Here is a 26,094-nt window from a genome sequence, read left to right on the forward strand (position 1 = left end):
CTCCTACCTGGCCAGCACGACGCCGGCATCGGGCCGGAAGGAGACCCAGGCACGGTCGTTCCAAGTGAGCGGATCCTCAGTCACGCGCGAGGCGTTCAACGCGCTTGCCCGCACGATCTGACCGTCGTCCAGCCTGATGTGGTAGACGGTCATGTCGCCGAGATAGGCGACGTCGTAGACCTCGCCTTCGAGCGCGTTGACGGCATCGGCCGGCTTTTTGGAGGAAACCCTGATCTTCTCCGGCCGGATCGCGAAGACGATGTCGGAGCCGGCAGCGGCGTTGCTGCCATTGTCGACGACGATCTCAGCGCCGGTCGCGCCGGTGATGCGCGTGGTGCTTGCCGTGCGTTCGGCAACCTTGCCTTCGAACATGTTCACATTGCCGACGAAATGCGCCACGAAGCGCGAGGCCGGCGCCTCGTAGATTTCCGCCGGCGTCGCGACCTGCATCACCTCGCCCTTGTCCATGATAGCGATGCGGTCGGCCATCGTCATGGCCTCTTCCTGGTCGTGGGTGACGACGACGAAGGTAAGGCCGAGTTCCTGCTGCAGGTCCATCAGTTCGAACTGCGTTTCCTCGCGCAGCTTCTTGTCGAGCGCGCCGAGCGGTTCGTCGAGCAGCAGAACCTTCGGCCGCTTGGCGACCGAGCGGGCAAGCGCCACGCGCTGGCGCTGGCCGCCGGAGAGCTGGTGCGGCTTGCGCTTGGCGAACTGCTCGAGCTTGACGAGCTTGAGCATCTCGGCGACGCGCTTTTCGACATCGGCTCCGGGCATGCCTTCCTGCTTGAGGCCGAAGGCGATGTTCTTTTCCACCGTCATATGCGGGAACAGCGCGTAGGACTGGAACATCATGTTGACCGGCCGTTTGTAGGGCGGGATGCCGCGCAGGTCCTGCCCATCGAGCAGGATGCGGCCCGCCGACGGCTCCTCGAAGCCGGCGAGCATCCTGAGCAGGGTCGACTTGCCGCAGCCGGACGCGCCGAGCAGGGCGAAGAATTCGCGCTCGAAGATGGTCAGCGACAGGTTGTTGACGGCGGTGAAGTCACCGAACTTCTTGGTGACCTTGTCGAACTGGATATACGGCTTGGCGTTCGGGTCGTTCCATGGCGCGAAATCCCTGCGGATGCTGCCAAGCGATTTCATGATCCCCACTCCGTTATTTCTTAAAAATTCCCAAAGGAAAGCGACCCCGGCAGTTGGCTGCCGGGGTCGTGGTCTCAATGCTTACTGGCCGGTGACGATCTTGGTCCAGGTGCGCGTGATGATGCGCTGTGTCTTGGGATCGTATGGCGCAACTGTGTACAGCTTCTTCGTCGTCTCTTCGTCCGGATAGACCGAAGGATCTTCCAGGATCGCCTTGTCGATGAACTGCTGCGAAGCCTTGTTGCCGTTGGCGTAGAGCACGTAGTTCGACGACTTGGCGATGACTTCAGGCGTCATCATGTAGTTGATGAACTCGAGCGCGTCGGCGACATGCGGCGCATCCGCGGGGATCGCCATCTGGTCGAACCACATCTGGGCGCCTTCCTTCGGCACCGAATAACCGATCTCGACGCCCTGCTTGGCTTCCTCGGCGCGGTTGCGCGCCTGGAAGACGTCGCCCGACCAGCCGATCGCCATGCAGATGTCGCCGTTGGCCAAAGCGTTGATGTATTCGGACGAATGGAACTTGCGGATATAGGGCCGGACCTTCAGCAACGCTTCCTCGGCCTTTGAAATGTCATCGGGCGAGGTGCTGTTGGGATCGAGCCCGAGATATTTCAGCGCCGCGGGAATGATGTCGGCCGGGGAATCCAGCACATAGACGCCGCAATCCTTCAGCTTGGCCAGCTTGTCCGGATTGAAGAACACGTCCCAGCTGTCGATCTTGTCGGTGCCGAGCGCGGCCGTCACCTTCTTGACGTTATAGCCGAGGCCGACCGTGCCCCACATGTAGTTGACCGAATATTCGTTGCCCGGATCGTATTTGGCGGTGCGCTCGGAGATGACGTCCCACATGTTGGAGATGTTGGGCAGTTTCGACTTGTCGAGCTTCTGGAAGACACCCGCCTGGATCTGGCGCGCCAGGAAGTTGGCGCTCGGCACGACGACGTCATAACCGCTGCCGCCGGCAAGCAGTTTCGTCTCCAGTATCTCGTTGGAATCGAAGGTGTCGTAGACAACCTTGATGCCGGTCTTCTTGGTGAAGTCGTCGATGATCGAGCTGTCGATATAGTCCGACCAGTTGTAGACATTGACGACGCGGTCTTCGGCATGGCCGCTTAAGGTGAAAAGCGTCAGAAATGCCGAGGTCGCCGAAAGCCATAGAGCTTTGCGGATCATGGTGTTCTCCTTTGGTGAGTGTTCCCTCGCCGGCTCGTCGCGGTATGGCGGGGCGGCGTTGGTTTAAGACTATTGAGCTTTCCGGAGAGCGACAAGCGTGAACTGTCGACGCCAGGCTCGGTAGCGACATCAGGGTTCGAGACAGTTTGGCCTTCCCGGCAAGGCACCCGGGCGGCGTCAGCGGCATTGACCGCGGCGTATGCATAGCTATCACGATGCTGTCCGGTCCCGAGCGGGCCGGCGGAGACACTTGGCAAGATACGCCTGTCTTGTTGTTGCCGTAATTGCAGCCTGCCCGCCCGGCAACTGGGTTGTCAATGGGGAAGGCTGCGTATCGTCAATTGGGCGACGGCAGGCCGGTGACGCCGGGACGCGCCGGCCGCGTCTGGCGCTTGAACTCCAGGCCGATATGGACGAGCAGCGCCGTGACCACGACCGCGCCGCCGATGATGGTGCGCACCGACGGCACTTCGGAATGGACGAGCCAGACCCAGATCGGCCCAAGGATCGGCTCGAAGGTGCCGAGCAGCGCCGCGATCGCCGCCGGCACCAGCCGCGCGCCCATGGCGAAAAAGGCGAGGCCGACGCCAAGGTTGATGACGCCGAAGGCGAAGAGAAAGCCCATATCCCGCCCCGAAACCGCGAACGCCGAGGCCTGGGAAGCGGCGAAAGCGCCGGCGAAAAGCGCCGCGAGACAATTGGCCGGCACCATGCGCACATGGGCAAAGCGCCGGGTGATAACGGTCGCCACCGAGAACATGACCGCGATCAGCAGCGCCAGGCCGTCGCCGATCGGCGAGACGGCGCCGCCCAGGGATTCGGAGACCATGATGGCAACGCCGGCGATGACGGCGGCAATCGCGATCCAGGTCGCCGGGCTTACCCGTTCGCGAAACAGGAGCCAGGCAAGAAGCGCCGCCAGCAGCGGCACGCCGGCCTGCATCAAGAGGATGTTGGCGACGGTCGTGTAGGCAAGTGCCACCACGAAGCTGGTCGAGGCGGTGGCGAAGCAGAAGGCGACGCCGAGGCCGGGCAGGCCCATATGCCGGAAGAGGTTCAGGGTACCGCGCCAACCGTCGCGGAACAGCATGAAGGCGATGAGAAAGGCCACGGCCCACAGCGAACGCCAGAACACCACGGTCCAGCTGTCGCCGACATGGATGAAACGGGCGATGGTGCCGCCGAAGCTCCACATAAGCGCCGAAAGAAAGACCAGGAGCATGCCGATCCGCTCCTCGCGCGGCGAGACGGCTGGCAAAGCGACTGGCGACGGGGCGACAGGCGACGGGACGACGGGGGACGGGGCGGTATCGGTCATGGACATGACTTGTCAGCGAGTTGCGTTCGACACGATGCACCAAGTACAACAGGGATTCTGTGTCTCAAACGACGGGACTGTGTCTCAATCGCGTAGCGCAAAGTACAAAGCCATGCGTGATCCAGCATTCGCTCAAATGTAGGACAACCTCTCCGCGGTTTACTTCGACACAGTCAGACCCCAGACCGATGCGCAGGCTCGGGCGACATATCATCCCTGAAAATCGAAGGCGCTGAGGCCCGTCACCATCTCGTCGAGGCCGAGCGGGCGCGTCACCGGCGGCTCGGCGCGCGCAAGGCAGCCTACGCGCTCGCAAAGCCGGCAGGCGGGGCCTACCGGCGTGGCGAAGCCTTGCCCGGACTTGCCGGCGGCTCCGGCCGGCAGCGCCGCGCCGTAGACGATCTCGTCTCGGAAGCCGATATCGCAGCCGAGCAAGAGCGCGGTGCGACGCGGCCGTTCGGAGAAGGCGCCTTGTGGACCTTCCAGCGTGCGGGCGATGCACAGGAACTCGGCGCCATCGGGCATTTCCAGCGCCTCGACCAGGACCTGGCCCGGCTGCGAGAAGGCCGCATGGACCGGAAGCTTGGGGCAGCCGCCGCCGAAGCGGCTCTGAGGGTAGCCCTGGCTGCCGGCCTTGCGGAAGCGGTTCCCGGCATTGTCGACTTCCAGCATGAAGAACGGCACGCCCGATGCGCCCTGCCGCTGCAGCATGGTCAGTCGGTTGGCCGCCTGTTCGAAAGAGACGCCGAAGCGGGAACGCAAGACGTCGATGTCGTAGCGGGCGCGAACGGCCGCCGCATGGAAAGCCTGATAGGGCATCATCAGCGCATGCGCGGCATAGCGGCCGAGCTCGAAGCGGGCGAGCCGCCGGGCCTCGTCGGTGCCGAGCTTCAGCGCCTGGAGCTCGCCCGCGATGGCCACCGACATGCGCATCAGGCTCGCCTCCATGGCGATTTCTCGCAGCTGGTCGAAAGGCGACAGCCGCTCGGAGAGGAACAGGCGCTGCGAATGGCGGTCGTAACGGCGGCGCCAGTTGGGCATGGTGGCGACCGGCAGCACCTTGACGACGATGCCATGCTCGCGCCTCAGCCAGGCCTTGAGCGCGCCGGACAGGTCGTCGCCGGGTTCGAGCACCGATGTGAAAGCTTCCGCCTCCTCCTCCAGCGAAGCGAAGTGGTTCGGCCGGCGCTCGAACACTTCGTGGACTTCATCGGCAGGCAGGCGCGTGCCGGACAGCGCGGTTGCCCTGCCCTCCTTGGCCAGAAGCTGGTTGAGGTCGGACAGGCGCTCAGCCTGTTCGCGGTAGGCGCGAAACAGTTTTACCATCGCCGCCGAGGCGTTCGGCGCGGTCTCGGCGAGATCGATCAGTTCCTGATCGCCAGGCAGTTCGCCGGCAAGAAGCGGATCGCTGAACGCTTCGCGCAACGCCGCGATCGAGCCTTTCGTCTCTCCTTGCAATTCATGCGGATCGACCTTGTAGACAGAGGCCAGCTTGAGAATAAGCTGCACCGTCAGCGGGCGCTGGTTGCGCTCGATCAGGTTGAGGTAGGACGGCGAGATGCCCAGTCCCTCGGCCATCGCCGTCTGGGTCAGGCCTCTGGCGTTGCGCAGCCGGCGCAGTCGCGGACCGGCGAAGATCTTCTGGTCGGCCATCCGTGCCATCCTTGACAAGAATTTACATGGATATCGAGTCCGGTGTCCGTTACGCCGTTTTTACAATCGTGACAAATTTACAGAGATAGCCTGTCAATGACAACACAGCTTTTCCTTTATTTTCAGTGCCGAATGGTGGTTTTTCTGGGCGCTTTTCGCGCTGCAATGTAAATGATGTCACACGCAGACATCGCAAGGCTATAGGATTGCGATGTCGCGCTGAAGCAGTTTCCAAACGATCCGGAGTGACCAATGACCGATTTTTACAACCTCGTCCCCTCCGCGCCGGAAGGCCGTTTCGACGGCATCGAGCGTCCCTATTCGCCAGAGGACGTGAAGCGGTTGCGCGGCTCCGTGCAGATTCGCCAGACGCTGGCCGAGATGGGCGCGAACCGGCTCTGGAAGCTCATCCACGAGGAGGACTTCGTCAACGCGCTGGGCGCCATGTCGGGCAACCAGGCCATGCAGCAGGTTCGGGCCGGGCTGAAGGCGATCTATCTCTCGGGCTGGCAGGTGGCCGCCGACGCCAACACCGCGTCGGCGATGTATCCGGACCAGTCGCTTTACCCGGCCAATGCGGCGCCGGAACTGGTCAAGCGCATCAATCGCACCTTGCAGCGCGCCGACCAGATCGAGACGTCCGAAGGCAGGGGGCTATCGGTCGAGACCTGGTTCGCGCCGATCGTGGCCGATGCCGAAGCCGGCTTCGGCGGCCCGCTCAACGCCTTCGAGATCATGAAGGCCTTCATCGAAGCCGGCGCCGCGGGCGTCCACTATGAGGACCAACTGGCGTCGGAAAAGAAATGCGGCCATCTCGGCGGCAAGGTGCTGATCCCGACGGCGGCGCATATCCGCAACCTCAACGCGGCGCGCCTTGCGGCCGACGTCATGGGCACGCCGACACTGGTCGTGGCGCGCACGGACGCCGAGGCGGCGAAGCTTTTGACCTCCGATATCGACGAGCGCGACCGGCCTTTCGTCGATTACGATGCAGGCCGCACGGTCGAGGGCTTCTACAATGTGCGGAACGGCATCGAGCCTTGCATCGCGCGCGCCGTAGCCTATGCGCCGCATGCCGACCTGATCTGGTGCGAGACCTCGAAGCCCGATCTGGCGCAGGCCAGGAAATTCGCCGAGGGTGTGCACAAGCACCATCCGGGCAAGCTGCTCGCCTACAATTGTTCGCCGTCCTTCAACTGGAAGAAGAACCTCGACGACGCCACGATCGCGAGGTTCCAGAAGGAGCTCGGAGCGATGGGCTACAAGTTCCAGTTCATCACGCTGGCCGGCTTCCACCAGTTGAACTTCGGCATGTTCGAGCTGGCGCGCGGCTACAAGGACCGGCAGATGGCCGCCTATTCGGAACTGCAGGAGGCCGAGTTCGCGGCGGAGGCCAACGGCTATACGGCGACCAAGCACCAGCGCGAGGTCGGCACCGGCTATTTCGACGCCGTGTCGATGGCGATCACCGGCGGCCGGTCTTCGACCACCGCCATGCATGAATCGACCGAGCACGCCCAGTTCAGGCCGGCGGCCGAGTAACGGATAGCAACCAGAGGAAACGCCCGCAGGGCATCTACATCGAGGAGAAGAGCAATGGCATCGATAAGCCGTGTCAAGGAAAGGGCAGAAGAACAATCGAGCGCGATGAGCGTCGACCAGCAGGCGACGATCCGCATGCTCGCCAACGATCTGCACCGACTCAACCAGTCGGTCATGAAGGCAGTCGAGGCCGGCGTCTCGGTGGAACTGGTCCGCTCGGCCAGGCACCACGGCGGCGACGGCAACTGGGGAGACCTTTTGATCCCGGTGATCGTTACCCAGCAGAGCCACACTTGACGTAACGTCAACAGTCTCGGCGATAGTCTCCCACGCGCTATACGTTCGGGAGACTATCGTCTTTTTTCGGTTTGCCTTCACCGTCAAGTGGTACGACTTGCTCTGAATCTCGGATTTCTTGCTATATTTTCGACCTCGACCGTTTCAGCTTGACACCGGCCGCGATCTCACCCAATTGTGCCTCAGGTTTCAACCCTGCATTGAACCAGAGTGTCAGCCCGCCGATGTGTCCCCCCGACCGTGACGACCACTCCGAAAAACGCTCGAAACCGGCAGCCCGGACAGGCGCGATCGCTGCGGATTTTTCCAAAGTGCTCGTCGTCGGAAAATCGTCGATCAACCGCGTCGTGGTGTCGAAAATCGTCGAGAAATCGGGACTGAAGCCGATCTCGGAACCGCCCGAGGCCGCCGAGAAGACGCTGACCGGCCAACTGCCCGGCGCCGTCATCCTGGACGGCGGCCCGGACAACAAGGATTGCGACCGGCTGATGTCGGCCATCGACGCGCTGCGGCGCGCCTCCGGCAAGCCGTTACCCGCGGTGATCCTGCTTTCAACCCGAAGTGGTACGCCGGAAAGTCTCGGCCTGTCGAGCGTGATCGATGCGGTGGTTGCCAAGCCGATTACGCCCGAGAGGCTGCAACCGGTGGTCGATCGCCTGGTCGGGCGCGGCTAAGACCCCCTAAAGCTGGTCAGCCTGCAGCGGCGATGCCTTCGATCAGCGCGGGCAGTTCGCTCAGGTCGGCGATCTGCCGGAAACGCGGCGCCGCGACCGGCGCTTCGGCGTGCTCGGCCGCCCAGGTCAAATCGTGCGGGACATAGATGCCCCAGCCGCCCGCGTCGATGGCCGGGATGACGTCCGACTTCAACGAGTTGCCGACCATCATGCTCCTTTGCGGTCCGTCGCCATGGCGGCTGAAGATGCGGGCATAGGTGGCGGCGCTCTTGTCGCTGACGATCTCGACGGCGTCGAAAAGCTCGCCCAATCCCGATTGCGCAAGCTTGCGCTCCTGATCCATGAGGTCGCCCTTGGTGATCAGCACCAGGCGATAGCTGCCTGCCAGCCTCTCGACCGTCTCGCGCGCATGCGGCAGCGGCTCGATCGGGTGGCTGAGCATGTCGCGGCCGGCAGCCAGGATTTCCGCGATCGTCGAGGCCGGAACGCGGCCTTCGGTAACCTCGATCGCCGTCTCGATCATAGACAGCATGAAGCTCTTTATGCCGAAGCCATAGACGCCGAGATTGCGCTTTGCGGCTTCAAGCAGGTTCGCGGAAATCCGGCTTGCGTCGCCGTGCTCGGCAAGCATGGCGATGAAGCGCTGTTCGGTCATGCGGAAGAACTGCTCGTTCTGCCACAACGTGTCGTCGGCATCGAAACCTATCGTGGTAAGAGCGGACATTGCGACGTCATCCTCCTTCGAAACGGTGGTGTAGACGCGTTCGCCGGGCACTGCTAGCTCTAGCCGGAGATCGGCAAAGCTGGGGTGCATGCTGAATTCGTGGAAAGGCGAGCTGGAGCGTATCCTGGAAAGCTCCCAGGACAGCGATCCGATCCAGCTCGTCATGGCGCTTCGAGAACTCGCGTAAACCGCCTCCCCTTCCCTTCCCCCATAGCGCCCGGCTATAGTTCGAAATCCGCAACACAATCTGGTGAATGATGCCGCCTGAAAAAAAGGAAGTCCGTCCGTCAAGCCGGGGGGGACGCGCCCGCACGCCTGCATTCCTGAAAAACCAGCGTGGTGTGAAGAACTGGAAGGAAGCCAGCGCCTGGCTCGAATGGCGCGGCATCGAGGACATCGAGTGCATCACGCCCGACCAGGCGGGCGTCGCCCGCGGCAAGATGATGCCGTCCAAGAAATTCACTTCCAACACCTCGCTGGCGCTGCCTTCGGCCGTGTTCATGACGACGATCTCCGGCGGCTATCCCGAGGACGGCAACGGCTTCCATTATCCCGAGGACGACGGCGATCTGAAGCTGCTGCCCGATCTTTCGACGCTGACCGTCGTGCCCTGGGAAGAGGACCCGACGGCCGCGGTCATCTGCGATCTCGTTCACCAGGACGGCCGCTCGGTCGAGTTCACGCCCCGCAACGTGCTGAAGCGCGTGCTGGCCGCCTATGACGAGCGCGGGTTGAGACCGGTGGTGGCGCCCGAGATCGAATTCTACCTGGTGCGCAAGAACCCCGATCCGGACTATCCGCTGACGCCGCCGGTCGGACGTTCGGGACGACCGATCGGCGGCGGCGCCGGCTATTCGATCGCCGGCGTCAACGAGTTCGACGAACTGATCGACGACATCTACCATTTCTCGGAACGGCAAGGCCTGGAGATCGACACGCTGATCCATGAGGAAGGCGCCGGCCAGCTCGAGATCAATCTGCGCCACGGCAATCCGATCGAGCTCGCCGACCAGGTCTTCATGTTCAAGCGCACCATCCGCGAGGCGGCGCTGAAGCACGAGATCTATGCCACCTTCATGGCAAAGCCGATCCAGGGTCAGCCGGGCTCGGCCATGCATATCCACCAGTCGGTCGTCGACAAGAAGACCGGCAGGAACATCTTTTCGGCCGAGGACGGCTCGGAGACCGATGCGTTCTTCCACTTCATCGGCGGCATGCAGAAGCATGTGCCGAACGCGCTGGTGATGTTCGCGCCCTACGTCAATTCCTATCGCCGGCTGACGCAGCAGGCTTCGGCGCCGGTCAACAACAAATGGGGCTACGACAACCGCACCACCGCCTTCCGCGTGCCGCGCTCGGATCCGGCGGCGCGACGCGTTGAAAACCGCATCCCTTCCTCCGACGCCAACCCCTATCTGGCGCTGGCGGCCTCGCTTGCATGCGGGCTGGTCGGCATGAGCAACAAGATCAAGGCGGAACCGCCGGTGCTGACGACCGCCAACGCGGATGAAATCGACCTGCCGCGTGGCCTTCTGGAGGCCGTCGGCCTGTTCGAGGACGATAAGGAGCTCGGCGCCATCCTGGGCAAATCCTTCGCCGCCACCTACACCGCGATCAAGCGCGCCGAGTTCGAGACCTTCATGGAAGTGATCAGCCCGTGGGAGCGGGAGTATCTGCTGCTGAATGTGTAAAGACAGTAGGGGAGTAAGGCAGTAGGGCAGTAGGGGACGATGGCGAAGATCGAATCGTATAGAGATTTGGTCGTCTGGCAGCAGGCTATGGACCTCGCAGTTTCGATCTATGAAACGACACGAGCCTGGCCGAAGGAAGAGCTCTATGGATTGACAACCCAGCTACGCAGGGCAGCCGCTTCCGTGCCCGCCAACATCGCCGAGGGCTATGGACGAGAAAGCCGAGCTTCCTACCAACAGTTTCTTAGAATTGCACAGGGATCGCTTAAAGAGTTGGAAACTCACTTATTGATCGCGCAGCGCGTCGGAATCACCTCCAACGAAGCAGCCCAACAATTGATGACGCGCAGTGAGAGCGTTGGGACACTCTTAAGGCTTCTGATCCGTAAATTGTCGCCCGAGTAGCGCCCTACTGCCCTACTGCCCTACTGCCCTACTGCCCTACTGCCCTACTGCCGAGAATCATGTCCTACCAATCCCCCATCTCTCCTGGCCGTTCCTGGTACGAGGATACGGCCGGGCCTCGGCCCGAATACCCTTCGCTAGATGGTGATCGCCAATGTGACGTCGTCATTATTGGCGGCGGCTTCACTGGCCTCTCGGCAGCCGCGCATCTCGCCAAAGCCGGCGCGAATGTCGTGCTGATCGAGGCCTATCGCTTCGGCGACGGCGCGTCGGGGCGCAATGGCGGCCAGCTCGGCACCGGCCAGCGCGCCTGGGCGGAAGAATTGGAGGCCGAGTACGGCCTCTCCCGTGCCAGGGCGCTGTTCGACATGGCCGAAGAAGCCAAGGCGCATCTGTTCGACTTCGCTGCCGCCAACGCCATCGACATCGACTACATGCCGGGCCAGCTTTCGGTGGCGCACAAGCGGCGCTATGTCGACGACTACAAGCGCCACGCCGAGATCATGGCGAACCGCTTCGGCTACCCGCATGTCAGCTTCATGGACGCGGCGGAGACAGCGGAGCGGCTCGGCGCGACACGCTACTTCGGCGGCGCCCGCGACACCGGCACCGGCCACATCCACCCGCTGAAGCTGGTGATCGGCACGGCGAGAGTGGCTGCGGCCGCCGGCGCGCATCTCTTCGAGCAGACGCCCTCCACCGCCATTGTCTCCAATGGCGGCAAGGTGACGGTCACGACGCCCAGGGGCACGATCGCAGCCGACAGATGCCTGATCGGGGTCAATGCCTATGGCGGCAACCTGGAGCCGGTGAGCGCGGCTCACATCATGCCGATCGGCTCCTTCATCGGCGCGACCGTGCCGCTCGGCGCCGCCTCCAAGGTGCTGCCGGGCGGCGAGTCGGTCGACGATTCCCGTTTCGTGGTGCGCTATTTCCGCAAGTCGAAAGACGGACGGCTGTTGTTCGGCGGCCGCGAGGTCTATGCCGTCAACGATCCGAAGGACATCCATATCCACATCCGAAGGCAGATCGCCGAGCTCTACCCGGACCTGAAGGATGTCGAGATCACGCATGGCTGGGGCGGCTATGTCGGCATCACGGTGCCGAGAAAGCCGTTCGTCCGCGAGGTGATGCCGAAGGTGATTTCGATGGGCGGCTATTCCGGCCACGGCCTCATGCTGTCGAACTTCTTCGGCAAGCTCTATGCCGAGACCGTTGCCGGCAATCGCGACCGCTTGAAATTGATCGAGGATCTGAAAATTCCCGCCTTCCCGGGCGGTCGGCGTTTGCGGGCGCCGCTCTTGTTCCTGGCGCTGAACTGGTTCGCGCTACGCGACAGGATTTGAAGCCGGCAGGCCAGCCGAAGCCGCCGATTCGAGGCTGGCAGCCTCCACGCGGCAGGTTGTGGAAGCCTTAACAGGCGCGCAGAATTTCGCAAATTGGCTCACTCATGCCATAATCAGCAGTAAAAGATGCAATTATGGGCGAAAATCCGGGGATTTCGCGGGCCTGCCCGCAAAGATTTCGGGACCGATGCCGATCGAAGCCAATCGTTACGGCAATGATCGAAAGAACGTCGGCCCGCTTGTTGGAGGTGGTTTGAGTGAACGAGCCCTTCAGTTTCGGCGCGCCGGAACGGCAGCGCTTTACAATGCAGTTCGGCTATAACGTACGGCCATCCTTCTGGCAGAAGGTACAGTCGAACGCGCATCTGGTCATTGCAGCGGTCGGCACCGCCGCGCTGCTCGGCGTGGCCGCGGTGGCGCTGTGGCTGTGCGTTCCGGGCAGTGACCGGCAAGTGACTGCGGCAAATGCCGCGCAGATCGTTCCGACAATTCCGGTGAAGACCACGAAAGTCGCTCCGGCGGCAGCGGCGGTCACTGTGGCGACGGCGCCGCAGGCCGCGCGCAAGGGGGATGCGGTAACGCCCACGACGCCGGCCCGCGAAGCCAACATTCCGGCCTTGGCATCAAACAACCCTCGCTGGACGGCTTCCGATGCCAAGACGCCACCTGCCCCGGCCGAGAACCAGCAGGCCGCCGACGCGGCCCCCGCGCAATCGACCGATACGGCCTTTGCCGAGGCCGATGCCGAGAACGACGCTTCGGACGCGCTGTCGCAGGTCGCCGGTTCCGCCAGCGAGACAGCAGCGGCAGCGAAGAAGCCGGGCGACACGATGGACGGCGCCCAAACCGCCGCCATTCCCGAAGCCAAGCCGCAGGTTCCAGATCCGCAGCCGGCAGCGACGGACAGCTCGGCACAGCCTGAGCCGAAAGCTCAAAGAGCCAGCGCGGCCGCAAACGGGCGCGTCTTGAGGGCTGTGACCATGCGCTCAGGCCCGAAGAAGGGTGCATCCGCAATCGCCACGGTGCCGGCCAAGGCATCGGTGCAGGTGATGAATTGTAAGAAATGGTGCGAGATCGTCTATAACGGCAAGCACGGCTGGGTCTACAAAAGCTACATCAAGACCGGCGCATAAGGCCCAATCCGCCAAGCAGCCGTCCGAGCCGACCTTTCCTGCGCTCAAGCCTGAGATCCGCGATGAAGGACTTGTGGTCTTCGAACGGCACTTCGTAGAGGCCGCAAGTCTGGCAGGCCTCTTTCTTGCCGCACGCTGGAATCCAGCACCTGATGTCGTGTGTCCAGGCCAGCGCGATCCTCTCCAGATGAAGGTTGGATGAGCTCTTCAGCAGGATCAGTTCTCCGGGGACGGCGGTCTGCTTGATGTGATCGGAGACTTCCTTCGGGGTGCGAAGCTCCACGAAACGGCCGCTGTCGCGGTCGGCCTGACTGGCGCGTGAGCGGTGGGCATTGTCGCCGGTATAGATGACCTCGTCGGCGACGTCGCGCGCGATACCGTAAGCAGTGCCATACTTTCTCGACGAACCGGTGTAGTCGGAAATCTGTCCGACGACGATCCGTTTACGAACGGCCGTCGCTTTGGCCATCATCTCGAACGCAATGTTCAGCGAATGCCAGGGCGCTTTGGCAGCATCGACGATGAACTGTGGACCCCGATCGGTCACCAGCACCATGCAGCGGTTGGCCAGAGGTTCGAAGGATGCGGTCCTTGCGGCGATTTTCTCCGGTGGAGCACCAAGTTCCAGCGCCGTGACGACGGCGGCGGCTGCCGGCAGCCAGAAGTGCTCGCCGGGGAATGGTGTCTGCATGTGTATGTCGCCACCGTGCCATCGAAGCGAAAATCTGAGCAGGTCCGGATAGGCGGCATGGATGTCTGTTACACGATAGTCCGCGGCCTCGGACTGACCGAAAGTCGCGACGCGGCACCTTGCGCCCGAAGCCATGTCAAGCACATGCGGGTCGTCGGCGTTCAAGATCGCGAGTCCGCCGGGCTCCAACGCATCGACCAGCGCCCGTTTTTCCCGCGCAACAGCTTCCAGCGTCCTGAACTTGCCGACATGCTCCAGCCGGATCATCGTCACGAGCGCGACGTCCGGCTTCAGCATTTGCGCCATGCCTCGGATCGAACCGGGCTCATACGAGCCGGCTTCGAAGACGACGTAGTCGACTTCGCCCGCGCGTTTCATGCGCTTGTAGAGCGTGCGGACCAGTGCGTTGAGCGTGTTGGCCAGAACTTGCGTATGGACCGTGCCGTGACTGGCCAGGATATGCCCAAGCAAGCTGGTTGCCGTCGATTTGCCGGAACTGCCGGTTATCCCGATGAAGACAGCCTTGCTTTGGGCACGCGCACGGTTTGCCCGATAGCGACGCAATCGCCAGCCCAGATCATTGCGAATTTCACGCAGCCTGACCTTAACCACGCGCCAATTCCCCTACCCCGATCCGTTATCGTTTTGACGGACCATGAAGTCAAATGGGACTCGGCTTGACCGCGCATAAAGCTGGCATGCGCCACCTGAAGCGGCTCAGATGCAGCGGCCGCCGTCGACCTCCAGCGCCACGCCGGTGATGAAGGCGGCTTCATCCGAGGCGAGCCACAGCGCCGCGTTGGCGATATCGAGCGGCGTCGAAAGCCGGCCGAGCGGGATCGAGGCGCGGAATTTCTCGCGGATCTCCGGCGTGTCGGCGCCCATGAACTTCTCCAGCATGCCGGTCTCGCCGGCGACCGGGCAGAGGCAGTTGACGCGGATGTTCTTCGGCGCCAGTTCGACCGCCATCGACTTGGTGGCGGTGATCGCCCAGCCCTTGGAGGCGTTGTACCAGGTCAGGCCTGGCCTCGGCCGAAGCCCGGCCGTCGAGGCCGTGGTCAGGATGACGCCGCCTCCCTGCCGGTCCATGATCGGCACGACGGCAAGCGCCGCGTGATAGATCGCCTTCATGTTGACCGCGGTGATCAGGTCGAAGGTTTCCTCATCGACGCCGAGCATGTCGCCGTTGCGATGGGTGAAGCCCGCATTGTTGACCATGATGTCGATGCGGCCGAAAGCGCGCTTGGCGGCATAGATCATCTCGTCGAATTCGGAGCGCAGGGAAACGTCGGTCTGAGTCCAGATCGCGCTCTCGCCGATCTCTTCGGCCACTCGCTCGGCGCCCTTGGCGTTGAGGTCGGCGACGACCACGCGCGCGCCCTCTTCGGCGAAGCGCTTGGCCATGCCTTCGCCGAAGCCCGACGCGGCACCGGTGATGACGGCGACCTTGTTTTCCAGACGCATGCTTTTCCCGCTCATTTGGATTCCGCAGCTTGACGTGACTTTTCCACCTGCCGCCCGGCCCACCGCGAGCCAGGCTACATCTCCCTTAGCTTTCGTCACATTCGCGTTCTATGCTGCAGCCGCGAACGCTTCCGGAAGCCATGGCTTGCCCGACGGGCCTGCCGGTGGCGTGAGTGTCGGGAAACATGTGGGCCGATGCAAGTGCAAGCGATTGGTCCTCGCATGTGACACCATGGCACTGGAAAATTTAAATCGATTAGAATATACCAACCACGCTGCCGGCGCCCGGCATCAAATCGGACTGACCATGACCAGCCAGATCATCCCTGTCGATCCCTTCGACTTCATCATCTTCGGCGGCACCGGCGACCTGTCGGAACGCAAGCTCCTGCCATCGCTCTACTATCGCCAGTGCGGCCATCAGTTCTCCGAGCCGACGCGCATCATCGGCACCTCGCGCGCCAAAATGACCGATGCCGAATTCCAAGCCTTCGCCAAGAAGGCGATATCGCAGCATGTGAAGCCGTCCGATATTGACGCCAAGGAGTTGGAGAGCTTCCTGGCCAGGCTTTCCTATGTCTCGGCGGACGCGACGACCGGCACCGGCTTCGACAAACTAAAGAAGGCAATCGGCGACAGCGATCGCATCCGCGCCTTCTACCTCGCCGTGGCGCCGGCGCTGTTCGGCGACATTTCGCACCAGCTCAAGGAGCACAAGCTGATCACGCCGAGCTCGCGCATCGTGCTGGAGAAGCCGATCGGCCGCGACCTCACCTCGGCGCGGGCGCTCAATGATGCGGTCGGTGACGATTTCCACGAAAGCCAGATCTTCCGCATCGATCACTATCTCGGCAAGGAAACGGTCCAGAACCTGATGGCGCTGCGCTTTGCCAATGCGCTTTACGAGCCGTTATGGAACTCGGCCCAGATCGACCATGTCCAGATCACGGTCGCCGAAACAGTGGGGCTCGAGGATCGCGTCACCTACTACGACAAGGCAGGTGCGCTGCGCGACATGGTGCAGAACCATATGCTTCAGTTGCTCTGCCTGGTCGCCATGGAGACGCCGTCGTCGATGGACGCCGACGCCGTCCGCGACGAGAAGCTGAAGGTGCTGAGGGCGCTGAAGCGCATCAACGGCAATGAGGCGCCCAAGCACACGGTGCGCGGCCAGTATCGCGCCGGCGCCTCGGCGGGCGGTCCGGTCAAGGGCTACGTCGAGGAGCTCGGCAAGGACAGCAACACCGAGACCTTCGTCGCCATCAAGGCCGAGATCGGCAACTGGCGCTGGGCCGGGGTTCCGTTCTACCTGAGGACTGGCAAGCGGCTCGCCACCCGCGTCTCGGAAATCGTCATTGAGTTCAAGCCGATCCCCTATTCGATCTTCGGCGAGAGCGCCGGGCCGATCTTCGCCAACCAACTGGTGATCCGGCTGCAGCCGGACGAAGGCGTCAAGCAGTACATCATGATCAAGGACCCGGGACCGGGCGGCATGCGGCTGCGCCAAATCTCGCTCGACATGAGCTTCGCGCAGTCCTTCCAGGGACGCGCGCCGGACGCGTATGAGCGACTGATCATGGATGTGGTGCGCGGCAACCAGACCCTGTTCATGCGCCGCGACGAGGTCGAAGCGGCCTGGAAGTGGATCGACCCGATCCAGAACGCCTGGGAAAGCGCCAGGCAGGAAGCTCAGGGCTACACGGCCGGAACCTGGGGGCCGTCGGCCTCGATTGCCTTGATCGAACGTGACGGACGGACATGGCACGAGAGCAATTGAGCGAAGTCCGTTACGGCTGGAACGGCTTTGCCGATCGCCAGGACCTGGCGACGGCGCTTGCCGGGCAGATTGCCGACCGGCTGAGCTGCGCCATCTCGGAACGCGGCACCGCGCTGCTCGCGGTGTCCGGCGGCACCACGCCGGCGAAACTCTTCGCCGCGCTGTCGACCGCGCCGATCGCCTGGGACAAGGTCATCGTGACGCTGGTCGACGAGCGCTTCGTGCCGCCGTCCTCGCCGCGCTCGAATGCCGGGCTGGTGGCGGCGAACCTGCTCCAGAACAAGGCAGCCGCGGCACGCTTCGTGCCGCTCTACCATGAGGCGGCGAGCATCGAGGACGCAGCCGCGGCGGACAGCGAAGCACTGCAGGCGCTGCCCTGGCCGCTCGACGTGGTGATCCTCGGCATGGGCGGCGACGGCCATACCGCCTCGTTCTTTCCCGATGCCGGCAACCTGGAGGAATTGCTCGACCCTGCCTCGCGGCGGATCGTGCTGCCGGTGCATGCGGCGAGCGGCGGCGAGCCGCGGCTGACGCTGTCGATGGCGCGCATCGTCGCCGCCGGCTTCGTCGCGCTCCATATCGAAGGCGAGGACAAGCGCGCCGCGTTCAACGGCGCGATGGGTCGTGGCGCCGAGAAGCCCATCCGCAGAGTGCTCGAGGCGGCGCCGAGACCAATAGAGGTGTTCTGGGCACCCTGATTGCAACATGACGGCCCGACGGCGCTGGGAGGACGTTGCCGGGCTCGAAAGGACGGACCATGACAGCCAGACGCGATATCGAAGCCATCACGGAACGCATCCGCCACCGTTCGAAAGCCGGCCGCGAAACCTATCTCGGCCGCATCGCGGAGGCTTCCAGCCGTACCGCCAACCGCGCGGTGCTGGGCTGCGGCAACCTCGCCCACGGCTTTGCCGTGTGCAGCCCGTCCGAAAAGATCGCGCTCGGCGGCGACCGCGTGCCGAATCTCGGCATCATCACCTCCTACAACGACATGCTGTCGGCGCATCAGCCCTTCGAGACGTTCCCGGCGCTGATCAAGGAAGCCGCGCGGGAAGCGGGCGGCATTGCTCAAGTCGCCGGCGGCGTGCCGGCGATGTGCGACGGCGTCACGCAAGGCCAGCCCGGCATGGAGCTGTCGCTGTTCTCGCGCGACGTGATCGCGATGGCTGCGGCGATCGGCCTGTCGCACAACATGTTCGACGCGGCCGTGTTCCTCGGCGTGTGCGACAAGATCGTGCCCGGGCTGGTGATCGCGGCGCTCACCTTCGGCCATCTGCCTGCAGTCTTCATCCCGGCCGGGCCGATGACGACGGGCCTCGCGAATGACGAGAAGGCCAAGATCCGCCAGCTTTATGCCGAAGGCAAGGTCGGCCGCGCCGAACTGCTCGAGGCCGAGTCCAAATCCTATCACGGGCCGGGCACCTGCACCTTCTACGGCACAGCCAATTCCAACCAGATGCTGATGGAGATCATGGGCCTGCACACGCCTGGCGCCTCCTTCGTCAATCCCGGCACGCCGCTGCGCGACGCGCTGACGAGGGAAGCGGCGAAGCGGGCACTGGCGATCACCGCGCTCGGCAACGCCTATACGCCGGTCGGGCGCATGATCGACGAGCGCTCGGTCGTCAACGGGGTCGTCGGCCTGCACGCCACCGGCGGCTCGACCAACCACACGATCCATCTGATCGCGATGGCCGCCGCCGCGGGCATCGCGCTGACCTGGCAGGACATCTCCGACCTGTCGGAGGCGGCGCCGCTCTTGGCGCGCGTCTATCCGAACGGGCTTGCCGACGTGAACCATTTCCATGCCGCTGGCGGGCTCGGCTTCCTGATCCGCGAACTGCTCGACGAAGGCCTGTTGCACGAGGACGTGCAGACGGTGTGGGGCGAAGGCCTGCGGCCTTACGCCGTCGAGGCGCGGCTTGGCGACGACGGCAGTGTCGTGCGCGAGGCAGCACCTTCGCAGAGCGGCGACGAGAGGGTGCTGGCGCCGTTCAAGAAGGCGTTCCAACCGACGGGCGGCCTGAAAGTGCTGGGCGGCAATCTCGGTCACGCCGTGATCAAAACCTCTGCCGTGAAACCGGAACGCCGTGTCATCGAGGCGCCGGCAAAGGTGTTCGACAGCCAGCAGGCGCTGAACGACGCCTTCAAGGCCGGTACGCTGACCGGCGATTTCATCGCCGTCATCCGTTTCCAGGGCCCTAAGGCCAACGGCATGCCGGAACTGCACAAGCTGACCACGGTGCTCGGCATCCTGCAGGATCGCGGCCAGCGCGTGGCGCTGGTCACCGACGGGCGCATGTCGGGCGCCTCCGGCAAGGTGCCGGCGGCGATCCATGTGACGCCGGAGGCGGTCGAAGACGGGCCGATCGCCAGGATCCACGACGGCGACGTCATCCGGCTCGACGCCGATGCAGGCACGCTGGAAGTGCTGGTGCCGGGGACGGAATTCGCGCTGCGCCGCACGGCCGAAGCCGATCTCATCGGCAACGAGTTCGGCTTCGGCCGTGAGTTGTTCGCCGGCTTCCGGCAACTGGTCGGCCGCGCCGACCATGGCGCCGCCGCTTTCGGTAACGCCTGATCTTCTCGACTTCAATAAAAAAGGGCGGCTCGAGGCCGCCCTTTGTTTGTCCTGATCGCAGTGCCTACTGGACGGTGAGTTCGTTGCGCTCGCCGGCCTTGATGGTGAAAGGCGTCTCCTTGTCGGCCTTGTCGGTGGTGAAGTTGGTCACCAGCACGTAGTCGCCCGCGGCAAGCGTGGTCTGCATCTTCTCGCCGTAGGCATAGGTCGCCTGCTTGCGCTCGCCCTGGATGTTCTTCTTGGCCTCGAATATCTTGAAGCCGTCCGCGCCGGGCGCGTCGACTGCCACGACACCGGCATTCAGCGTTACGTTGACGTCGGTCATCTGTCCGACCGTCACGCTGAAAGGCTGCTCGGTGGACACGGCCTGCACGTCGACGCCCATCACGTAGTCGCCGGGCGGCAGGTCGAACTGGCTGTCGGGACCATAGGCGTAGGTCACCTGATCGCGGGTGCCGTCGAGCTTCTTGGCCGCCTTGTAGACCTTCCAGGACACGTCCGCCCCGGCCTTTTCGCCGCCCTGAGTGTAGAAGGCGTTGGCCTTGGCCTTGCCGACGCCGACGATCATGTCCTTCTCGATCGTCTGCCCGGCCGCGAGCGGAATGGTTTCGGTGATCGTGCCGCTGCCGATCGTCACCGTGACCTTCTCCTCGCCGGCCGGGAGGATGACCTTGGTATCGCCGTATGTCGTCGTGTGGTCGCCCGGATAGGCGAATTCCAGTATAGCGCCGCCGGCGATGTCTGCCCCCGGGCTCGGTCGCGGATGAAGGATCAGCTTGCCGGCATTCAAGATGAAGAGCGGCTGGTAGGCCTGGCCTGCCTCGATCTTGATCTTCTGCTCCGCCTTGGCCTGTCCATCGGTCGCGACCACGACATAATCGCCCGGCTCCAGATTGCCCTTGTAGGCGCCGTATTCGGTGGTGACGGATTCGCCGCGCGTGCCGTCGGACTTGGCCTTGTAGACCTCCCAGACGTTGCCGTCGGTGATCGGATCATCGCCCTCGGCGAGCACTACGCTCGGCATGAAATTGAACTCCGGCTTTGCCGGCTCAGGCGCCGGGGCCGGAGCCGGTTCAGGCGTGGGAGCCGGAGCCGCGACGGTCTCGACGAGAGCTTCCTGCAGCGCTTTCTCGTCGGAGGCCTGGATGTATTTGCCGCCGGTGTTTTCGGCGAGGCAGGCGATCTGCTTGCCCTCGTCCGCGGTCAGGCCGAAGCCGACGACATCGGCGGTGAAGTCGACGCCGCTTTCCTTCAGCTCCTTGCCGAGCGCGCAAGGATCGCCGCCGCAGGTCTCCAGACCGTCGGTGATCAGCACCACCGTCGCCTTGTCCTCGGTGTATTTCAGCGCCTCGGCGGCCTGCTTGACAGCGGCCGTGAGCGGCGTCTTGCCGAGGAATTTCATACTGTCGGCCGCTGATGAGATGGCGCTGGCGGAACCGGCCTGCGGCGGCACGATCAGCTCGATGTCGTCGCAGCTGCCTTTGGTGCGATGGCCATAGGCCATGAAGCCGATCTCGTCGTCGGCCGGAACCGACTGCAGCACCGTTCGCAGCGATTCACGCGCGATCTCCAGCTTCGGCTTGCCGTCGATCTGGGCCCACATCGAGCCTGATGCATCGAGGATGATGATGACCTTGTTGGCGGCAAAGCCGAAACTGGTCATCGACAAAAGCAGGAGCGCCGCAGCGACGCTCCGTATCAGTCCCGCCATGGAAATCTCCTGAGAATAGCCCTCGTCCGCGTTGCGAAAGCTATTTGACGCGGCATTCGGAGACAAGTCCGATGGCCGGCGAAGTCACTCAATAAGTGGTGCGCCGCTCTTCCGATGGCGGACGGCCGAACTGCAGCCGGTAGCTCTGCGCGAAATAGGAATGCGAGGTGAAGCCGGTGGCGATCGCCACGTCGAGGATCGGCATGTTGGTCTGGCGCAGCAATTCGCGCGCGCGTTCGAGCCGCAGCCGCATATAGTAGCGGCCAGGCGTCACACTCAAATGGCGCAGGAACAGGCGCTCGACCTGGCGCACCGACAGCCCCGCCGACTTGGCAAGCTGCACCGCCGACAGCGGCTCGTCGAGATGGTCGGCCATCAATTCGACGATGCGCCTGAGCTTTTCCGACTTTCCGGTGAGGTCGCGCTCCGGTCCGACGCGCTGGCGGTCGCCGGCCGAGCGGATGCGCTCGTGCTGGAACTGGTTGGCGACGCCGTTGGCGAGGTTGGAGCCGAAATCGCCGCGCACGATCTCCAGCATCAGGTCGATCGAGGTGGTGCCGCCGGCGCAGGTGTAGCGCTTGCGGTCGATCTCGAAGACATTGCCGGTGCAGTTGATGTCGGGGAAACGCTCCATGAAGCCGGCGCGGTTCTCCCAATGGATCGTGCAGCGATAGCCGTCGAGCTGTCCGGCCTCGGCCAAGAGATAGGAGCCGACCGAAAGCGCGCCCAGCGCGTTGCCGCGCCGGCCCCAACTGCGCAGCGCCGCCAGCACCTTGCTCTTGCCGGGGAATTCGGTGGTGAGCCCGACCGAGACGAACAGGATGTCGACCGGGGGCATGTCGGCGACCGAATAGTCGATCTTCAGCGGCAGGCCGTTCGAGGCCATCACCGCGTCGCCATCGGCCGAAATCGTCGTCCAGCCATAGAAATCGCGGCCGAGCAGGCGGTTCGCCGAACGGAAGCAGTCGATAGCCGCCGCCAGCGAGAACATCGAGAATTTGTCGACCAGCAGAAAACCGAACTGACGGCCGCCCTGAACGGGATCGTTCGTGATCGGCCGTTCAACGGGAGCAATCAGGTTCGGCAATGCAAAGGCTTTCTCAAAATCAGAAGGACGGCCGCTTCAGCCCGGCCGCGAGGTAGGCGGAAGCTACAGTGTTCGCCATCAGCATGGCAATGGTCATCGGCCCGACGCCACCGGGGACCGGGGTGATGGCGCCCGCGACCTTGGCCGCCTCGGCATAGGCGACGTCGCCGACCAGGCGGCTCTTGCCCTCGCCCTTTTCGGGCGCCGGGATGCGATTGATCCCGACGTCGATCACGGTGGCGCCGGGCTTCACCCAATCGCCCTTGACCATCTCCGGACGGCCGACGGCGGCGACCAGGATGTCGGCGGTGCGGGCCAGCGCCGGCAGGTCTTTGGTCCGGCTGTGGGCAATGGTGACCGTGCAGTTGGCGGCGAGCAGCAGATTGGCCATCGGCTTGCCGACGATGTTGGAGCGGCCGACGACGACGGCGTTGAGACCGGACAGGTCCTTGCCGCGCACACGCTCGATCAGAAGCATCGAGCCTGCCGGCGTGCAGGGCACGAAGGCCGTCTCGAGCTCGCCGGTGCCGAGCTTGCCGACATTGATGAAGTGGAAGCCGTCGACATCCTTTTCCGGCGCAATCGTCTGGATCACCTTGCCGGCGTCGATATGGCCGGGAAGCGGCAGTTGCACGAGGATGCCGTGGATCGACTTGTCGGTATTGAGATCGCCGATGATCTTCAGCAATTGTTCCTCGGTGGAATCGGCCGGCAGCGTATGCTGGAGCGAATGGAAGCCGCATTCCTTGGCGGTGCGCGATTTCGAAGCGACATAGACCTGGCTTGCCGGGTCCTCACCGACGATCACCACCGCAAGGCCAGGCTTGGTGGCGCCTTTGGCCGACAGCTCCGCGGTCAGAGCCTTGACCTTCGAAACCACGTCCTCGGCGACGCTCTTTCCATCAATAACTTCGGCCATCACCAACCCTCAGCTTCGCTTCGAGGCCGCATCGATGCATGGCCCCATTTCCTCGATCGGCATTGTCGATCCACCAAAGCGAGACGCTTGCGGCCGAAATGCAGCGCGGCATTTTCACCAAAATTCGACAAGGCAATCCCGTCAAAGCGTCGTCGGATGCCGTAAACCCGAAACCGGCCGCTTTTATCGAACCGCTAGTCGTTTAGAAATACGGGCAGTTTAGAAACACGGACGCCTTAGAAATAGCGGCGGCGCGTGCGGCTTTCGGTCAGCTCGCGCACCGCTTCGCGGAATTCGCGCAGGCTGGCGCGGATATCGTCGATCTCGCCCTGCTGATCGGCGGGGGGCTGGTCGGCGGGGGGTTGGTCGGCCTCGCCGGCGGCCGGCGACCTCGGATGATAAGGTGCCGCCGATGCCGAATAACGATCCTCATAAGGATCGGTCCGGCCATGGTCCGGCCGGTACGAATAGGAATAGCCCTGCTCGTATGGCGGCCGGAAATTCTCCCGCGCCGATGGTTGAGCCCCAGAATAGCGCTCTTCCCGGCTGGGCGCGCGCCAGGCGCTTTCGGGCGGAACAGAGTCCATATCCACCGTTTCGGCCGGCTCGCGCCGCACGAAATAGCGAACCGCCGAGGCAAGCGAGCCGAAAAGCCCCGGACGGCCGGCATCGTTGGCCGGTTCCGGCGGTGGCGCGACGGGCTGGACTGGAGCCGGCGCGGCTGCCGTCATCGGAGGCGGCACTGGAGGTGAGGCGGGCGGCGGTGTGTAGGACGCATTTGCCGGCGGCGTGTAAGATGCGGCTGGAGGCGGCGTGAATGACGGAGCCGGCGGCGGTGTGAATGACCGAGCCGGAGGCGGGGCGACAGGTAGGGCCGGCGGCGTCACAAGCGGTGGCGGCGGCGGAGCGGCCCTGTTGGAACTGTTCTCCATCATTGGAGCGCGCTCATCGCCTCTGCGGCGCGAGCGGTTATCGGCCGTCTCGCGCAGGCTCGCATAGATGCCGCGCAGCGCGCCCAGGCCGATGCCGGCGAACAGGCCGGCGAACAGGCCGGCCAAGGCCATCACCGCTCGCGACGGTCCCTTCGCCTGCAGCGGCGCATAGGCGTCCGAGATGACGCTGATATTGGCGGTGTTGATGTCCTTCTGCTCGCCGGTTTCCTTGGCGCGCAGCAGGAACTGCTCGTAGACGGAGCGCTTGGCGGCGGCCTCGCGCTCAAGCTCGCGCAGCGAGACCAGATTGTTGTTGACGTCGCCGCTCTGCACCTTGGCCTGCGCCAGGCGCGACGACAGGTCCTGCTCGAGCTGGACGGAGCGCTTCAGGTCGACCTGCAGGGAGGATGCGATGCGCTGCAGCTCGGCGCTGATGCGCTCGCGCGCGCCGGCGAGTTGGGCGTTGAGCGCCTCGATCTCCGGATGGCGGGGCCCAAGCCTGACCTCGGCGCGATCGGCTTCCTGCTTCAGCGCCGCATATTGCGAGCGCAGCTCGCTCATCATGTTGGAGTTGATTTCCTCGGGCAAGGTGCCGCTAAGGACCGAATTGACGTTCAGCGAGCGGGCCGAGGCGGCGCGGGCATTGAGCTCGAGCGTGCGGGCGCGGGCGACGGAAAGCTGCTCGTTGAGCTTCAACATCTGGTCGTCGCTGATCAGGTGGCCCTGCGCGTCGACGAGGTCGTGCGTCGCCCTGAAATCCTCGACCTGGCGTTCGGCCGTCTCGACGCCCTTGCGCAATTCGCCGAGCCTGGCGGTGAGCTCGTCGTTGGCGCGGCCCGCCGTGCTGGACTGGATCTCGCTGGAGATCTGCCTGAAGGCCTTGACCATGGTGTTGGCGATCAGCGCGGATTTCTCCGCGTTCTGCGTGGTGGCGCTGACCGAGACCACGAAGGTCTTGCCGCCGCGCTCGACATCGAGGCTGTCATACAGACTGCCGACCGCAAGCGCACGCTTGCGCGCTTCGTCCGCCGCGCCGGCATCCTGCCGCGACAGGATCGAGCGCAGCGTCGACATCAGACCGATGCCGCCCTTGCCCTGGCCGTTGAATTCGGGGTCGTTGGTAAGGTTGAGATCCGTGACGACCTTGTTGAGAACGGTGCCCGAAGTCAGGATGCGAACCTGGTTCTCGACGATGGCGAGGGTCGCATCCGAGGCGACCACGTTCTGCGTCAGGTCGCGATCGGTGAGCTTGAGGTCGCGCGGGTCGACAATGACGTCGGTCGTGGCCTCATACTTCTTCGGCGTCGACAACGCGATGGCGACGCCAAGCGCCGCGCCCAGGATGGTTGTCGACAGGATCAACGCCTTGGATCGCGTGACGCCGTGAACGACCTGCATCGGGTCGATCAGCGGTTTCCACTCCTCGGAATTGCCGTCGGCAGGCGGCCGGCCTGCATGGCGAGCTTCGGGAGTGGCCTGCGGCTGGCGGCCTTCCGCAGTGGCCTCGTAGCCCTGCCCGAACGAAGCGGGCCGATTTCTTCCCGCCCGGTCGTCCCCGGTTTCGGCCGGATCCGAATCCGGTTCCGCCTGATCGTGGTCAAACCCGCCGGTCTCGGTGGGACGCGGGTTTAACTTTTCTTCGCGCTCGGAACGAGCGGCGCGATGGCGCGCGGCTGCGTCCTCGCGCCAGGAAGAATTGGCTCGGTCGCCGATCGAGACCGTCTTGTCGTCGCCACGCATGGCTTGGCCCAGCGCGAGCAGAGAACGCTCGCGCCTCCAGTCATCACGGTTATCCCTGTCGACCATTGTCCTGGAACTTACTCTCTG

The 26,094-nt window shown here is 63.9% G+C and carries 21 protein-coding genes; 10 read left to right on the forward strand and 11 right to left on the reverse strand.

All coding sequences use genetic code 11. The annotated features are described in order from the left end of the window. Window positions 1-3: 3 nt before the first annotated feature. From FJ418_RS25965 to FJ418_RS25980, 4 genes are all read right to left on the reverse strand, one after another. Window positions 4-1,143 carry an ABC transporter ATP-binding protein gene (locus FJ418_RS25965; protein ID WP_140870526.1) on the reverse strand — a complete coding sequence of 380 codons (1,140 nt, stop codon included), beginning with the start codon at window positions 1,141-1,143 and terminating at the stop codon, window positions 4-6. An 81-nt stretch (window positions 1,144-1,224) separates the two neighbouring features. Further along, entirely contained in the window at window positions 1,225-2,322 is a 1,098-nt protein-coding gene (locus FJ418_RS25970) for a polyamine ABC transporter substrate-binding protein (protein WP_140655374.1), read from the reverse strand. Window positions 2,323-2,659: 337 nt separating this feature from the next. Then, on the reverse strand, window positions 2,660-3,640 hold the full coding sequence (locus FJ418_RS25975) for a DMT family transporter (protein ID WP_140870529.1): 981 nt from the start codon (window positions 3,638-3,640) through the stop codon (window positions 2,660-2,662). A gap of 210 nt (window positions 3,641-3,850) precedes the next feature. Next, a complete protein-coding gene (locus FJ418_RS25980) occupies window positions 3,851-5,293 on the reverse strand; it encodes an XRE family transcriptional regulator (RefSeq protein WP_140870532.1) in 1,443 nt (480 codons plus the stop codon). Window positions 5,294-5,545: 252 nt separating this feature from the next. Between FJ418_RS25980 and aceA the strand changes: the two genes are divergently transcribed. From aceA to FJ418_RS25995, 3 genes are all read left to right on the forward strand, one after another. After that, window positions 5,546-6,835, forward strand: a complete 1,290-nt coding sequence (gene aceA, locus FJ418_RS25985; protein WP_140782717.1) for an isocitrate lyase — start codon at window positions 5,546-5,548, stop codon at window positions 6,833-6,835. 54 nt (window positions 6,836-6,889) lie between these two features. After that, window positions 6,890-7,132: a hypothetical protein gene (locus tag FJ418_RS25990; protein WP_027168360.1), complete on the forward strand. Its 243-nt coding sequence runs from the start codon at window positions 6,890-6,892 to the stop codon at window positions 7,130-7,132. A 290-nt stretch (window positions 7,133-7,422) separates the two neighbouring features. Beyond that, window positions 7,423-7,806 carry a response regulator gene (locus FJ418_RS25995; protein ID WP_140655498.1) on the forward strand — a complete coding sequence of 128 codons (384 nt, stop codon included), beginning with the start codon at window positions 7,423-7,425 and terminating at the stop codon, window positions 7,804-7,806. A gap of 16 nt (window positions 7,807-7,822) precedes the next feature. On the opposite strand, the gene FJ418_RS26000 is transcribed toward FJ418_RS25995, so the two are convergent. Beyond that, a complete protein-coding gene (locus FJ418_RS26000; RefSeq protein WP_140870605.1) occupies window positions 7,823-8,530 on the reverse strand; it encodes an HAD family hydrolase in 708 nt (235 codons plus the stop codon). 257 nt (window positions 8,531-8,787) lie between these two features. Here FJ418_RS26000 and FJ418_RS26005 point away from each other — a divergent pair, with 257 nt between their 5' ends. From FJ418_RS26005 to FJ418_RS26020, 4 genes are all read left to right on the forward strand, one after another. After that, complete coding sequence (locus tag FJ418_RS26005; protein ID WP_140647700.1) at window positions 8,788-10,221, forward strand: glutamine synthetase family protein; 1,434 nt, start codon at window positions 8,788-8,790, stop codon at window positions 10,219-10,221. A 39-nt stretch (window positions 10,222-10,260) separates the two neighbouring features. Next, entirely contained in the window at window positions 10,261-10,626 is a 366-nt protein-coding gene (locus FJ418_RS26010) for a four helix bundle protein (protein WP_140870535.1), read from the forward strand. Between the two features lie 59 nt (window positions 10,627-10,685). Further along, window positions 10,686-11,972 carry an FAD-binding oxidoreductase gene (locus tag FJ418_RS26015; protein WP_140870538.1) on the forward strand — a complete coding sequence of 429 codons (1,287 nt, stop codon included), beginning with the start codon at window positions 10,686-10,688 and terminating at the stop codon, window positions 11,970-11,972. Between the two features lie 257 nt (window positions 11,973-12,229). Further along, window positions 12,230-13,105: an SH3 domain-containing protein gene (locus FJ418_RS26020; RefSeq protein ID WP_140870542.1), complete on the forward strand. Its 876-nt coding sequence runs from the start codon at window positions 12,230-12,232 to the stop codon at window positions 13,103-13,105. Here FJ418_RS26020 and FJ418_RS26025 read toward each other — a convergent pair. Beyond that, window positions 13,089-14,408, reverse strand: coding sequence for a Mur ligase family protein (locus FJ418_RS26025; protein WP_140870545.1), 1,320 nt, complete (start codon window positions 14,406-14,408; stop codon window positions 13,089-13,091). The genes FJ418_RS26020 and FJ418_RS26025 overlap by 17 nt on opposite strands. 105 nt (window positions 14,409-14,513) lie before the next feature. After that, complete coding sequence (locus tag FJ418_RS26030; protein ID WP_140870608.1) at window positions 14,514-15,260, reverse strand: SDR family oxidoreductase; 747 nt, start codon at window positions 15,258-15,260, stop codon at window positions 14,514-14,516. A 307-nt stretch (window positions 15,261-15,567) separates the two neighbouring features. Here FJ418_RS26030 and zwf point away from each other — a divergent pair, with 307 nt between their 5' ends. The 3 genes from zwf to edd are packed head-to-tail and all read left to right on the forward strand — an operon-like array spanning window position 15,568 to window position 19,618. Continuing rightward, on the forward strand, window positions 15,568-17,037 hold the full coding sequence (zwf, locus tag FJ418_RS26035) for a glucose-6-phosphate dehydrogenase (protein WP_140647705.1): 1,470 nt from the start codon (window positions 15,568-15,570) through the stop codon (window positions 17,035-17,037). Beyond that, window positions 17,019-17,735 carry a 6-phosphogluconolactonase gene (pgl, locus tag FJ418_RS26040; RefSeq protein WP_140870548.1) on the forward strand — a complete coding sequence of 239 codons (717 nt, stop codon included), beginning with the start codon at window positions 17,019-17,021 and terminating at the stop codon, window positions 17,733-17,735. Before zwf ends, pgl begins: the two co-directional genes overlap by 19 nt. Window positions 17,736-17,794: 59 nt before the next feature. Next, window positions 17,795-19,618: a phosphogluconate dehydratase gene (gene edd / locus FJ418_RS26045; protein WP_140870551.1), complete on the forward strand. Its 1,824-nt coding sequence runs from the start codon at window positions 17,795-17,797 to the stop codon at window positions 19,616-19,618. A gap of 64 nt (window positions 19,619-19,682) precedes the next feature. Here edd and FJ418_RS26050 read toward each other — a convergent pair whose 3' ends face one another. From FJ418_RS26050 to FJ418_RS26065, 4 genes are all read right to left on the reverse strand, one after another. After that, a complete protein-coding gene (locus FJ418_RS26050) occupies window positions 19,683-21,329 on the reverse strand; it encodes a VWA domain-containing protein (protein ID WP_140870553.1) in 1,647 nt (548 codons plus the stop codon). Between the two features lie 88 nt (window positions 21,330-21,417). Beyond that, entirely contained in the window at window positions 21,418-22,416 is a 999-nt protein-coding gene (locus FJ418_RS26055; protein WP_140647709.1) for a GlxA family transcriptional regulator, read from the reverse strand. Between the two features lie 19 nt (window positions 22,417-22,435). Next, window positions 22,436-23,335 carry a bifunctional methylenetetrahydrofolate dehydrogenase/methenyltetrahydrofolate cyclohydrolase FolD gene (gene folD / locus FJ418_RS26060; protein WP_140870556.1) on the reverse strand — a complete coding sequence of 300 codons (900 nt, stop codon included), beginning with the start codon at window positions 23,333-23,335 and terminating at the stop codon, window positions 22,436-22,438. A gap of 236 nt (window positions 23,336-23,571) precedes the next feature. Beyond that, window positions 23,572-26,073: a GumC family protein gene (locus FJ418_RS26065; RefSeq protein ID WP_140870559.1), complete on the reverse strand. Its 2,502-nt coding sequence runs from the start codon at window positions 26,071-26,073 to the stop codon at window positions 23,572-23,574. Between the last annotated feature and the right edge of the window lie 21 nt (window positions 26,074-26,094).

The sequence above is a fragment of the Mesorhizobium sp. B2-8-3 genome, from assembly GCF_006440815.1.
Classification (GTDB): Bacteria; Pseudomonadota; Alphaproteobacteria; order Rhizobiales; family Rhizobiaceae; genus Mesorhizobium.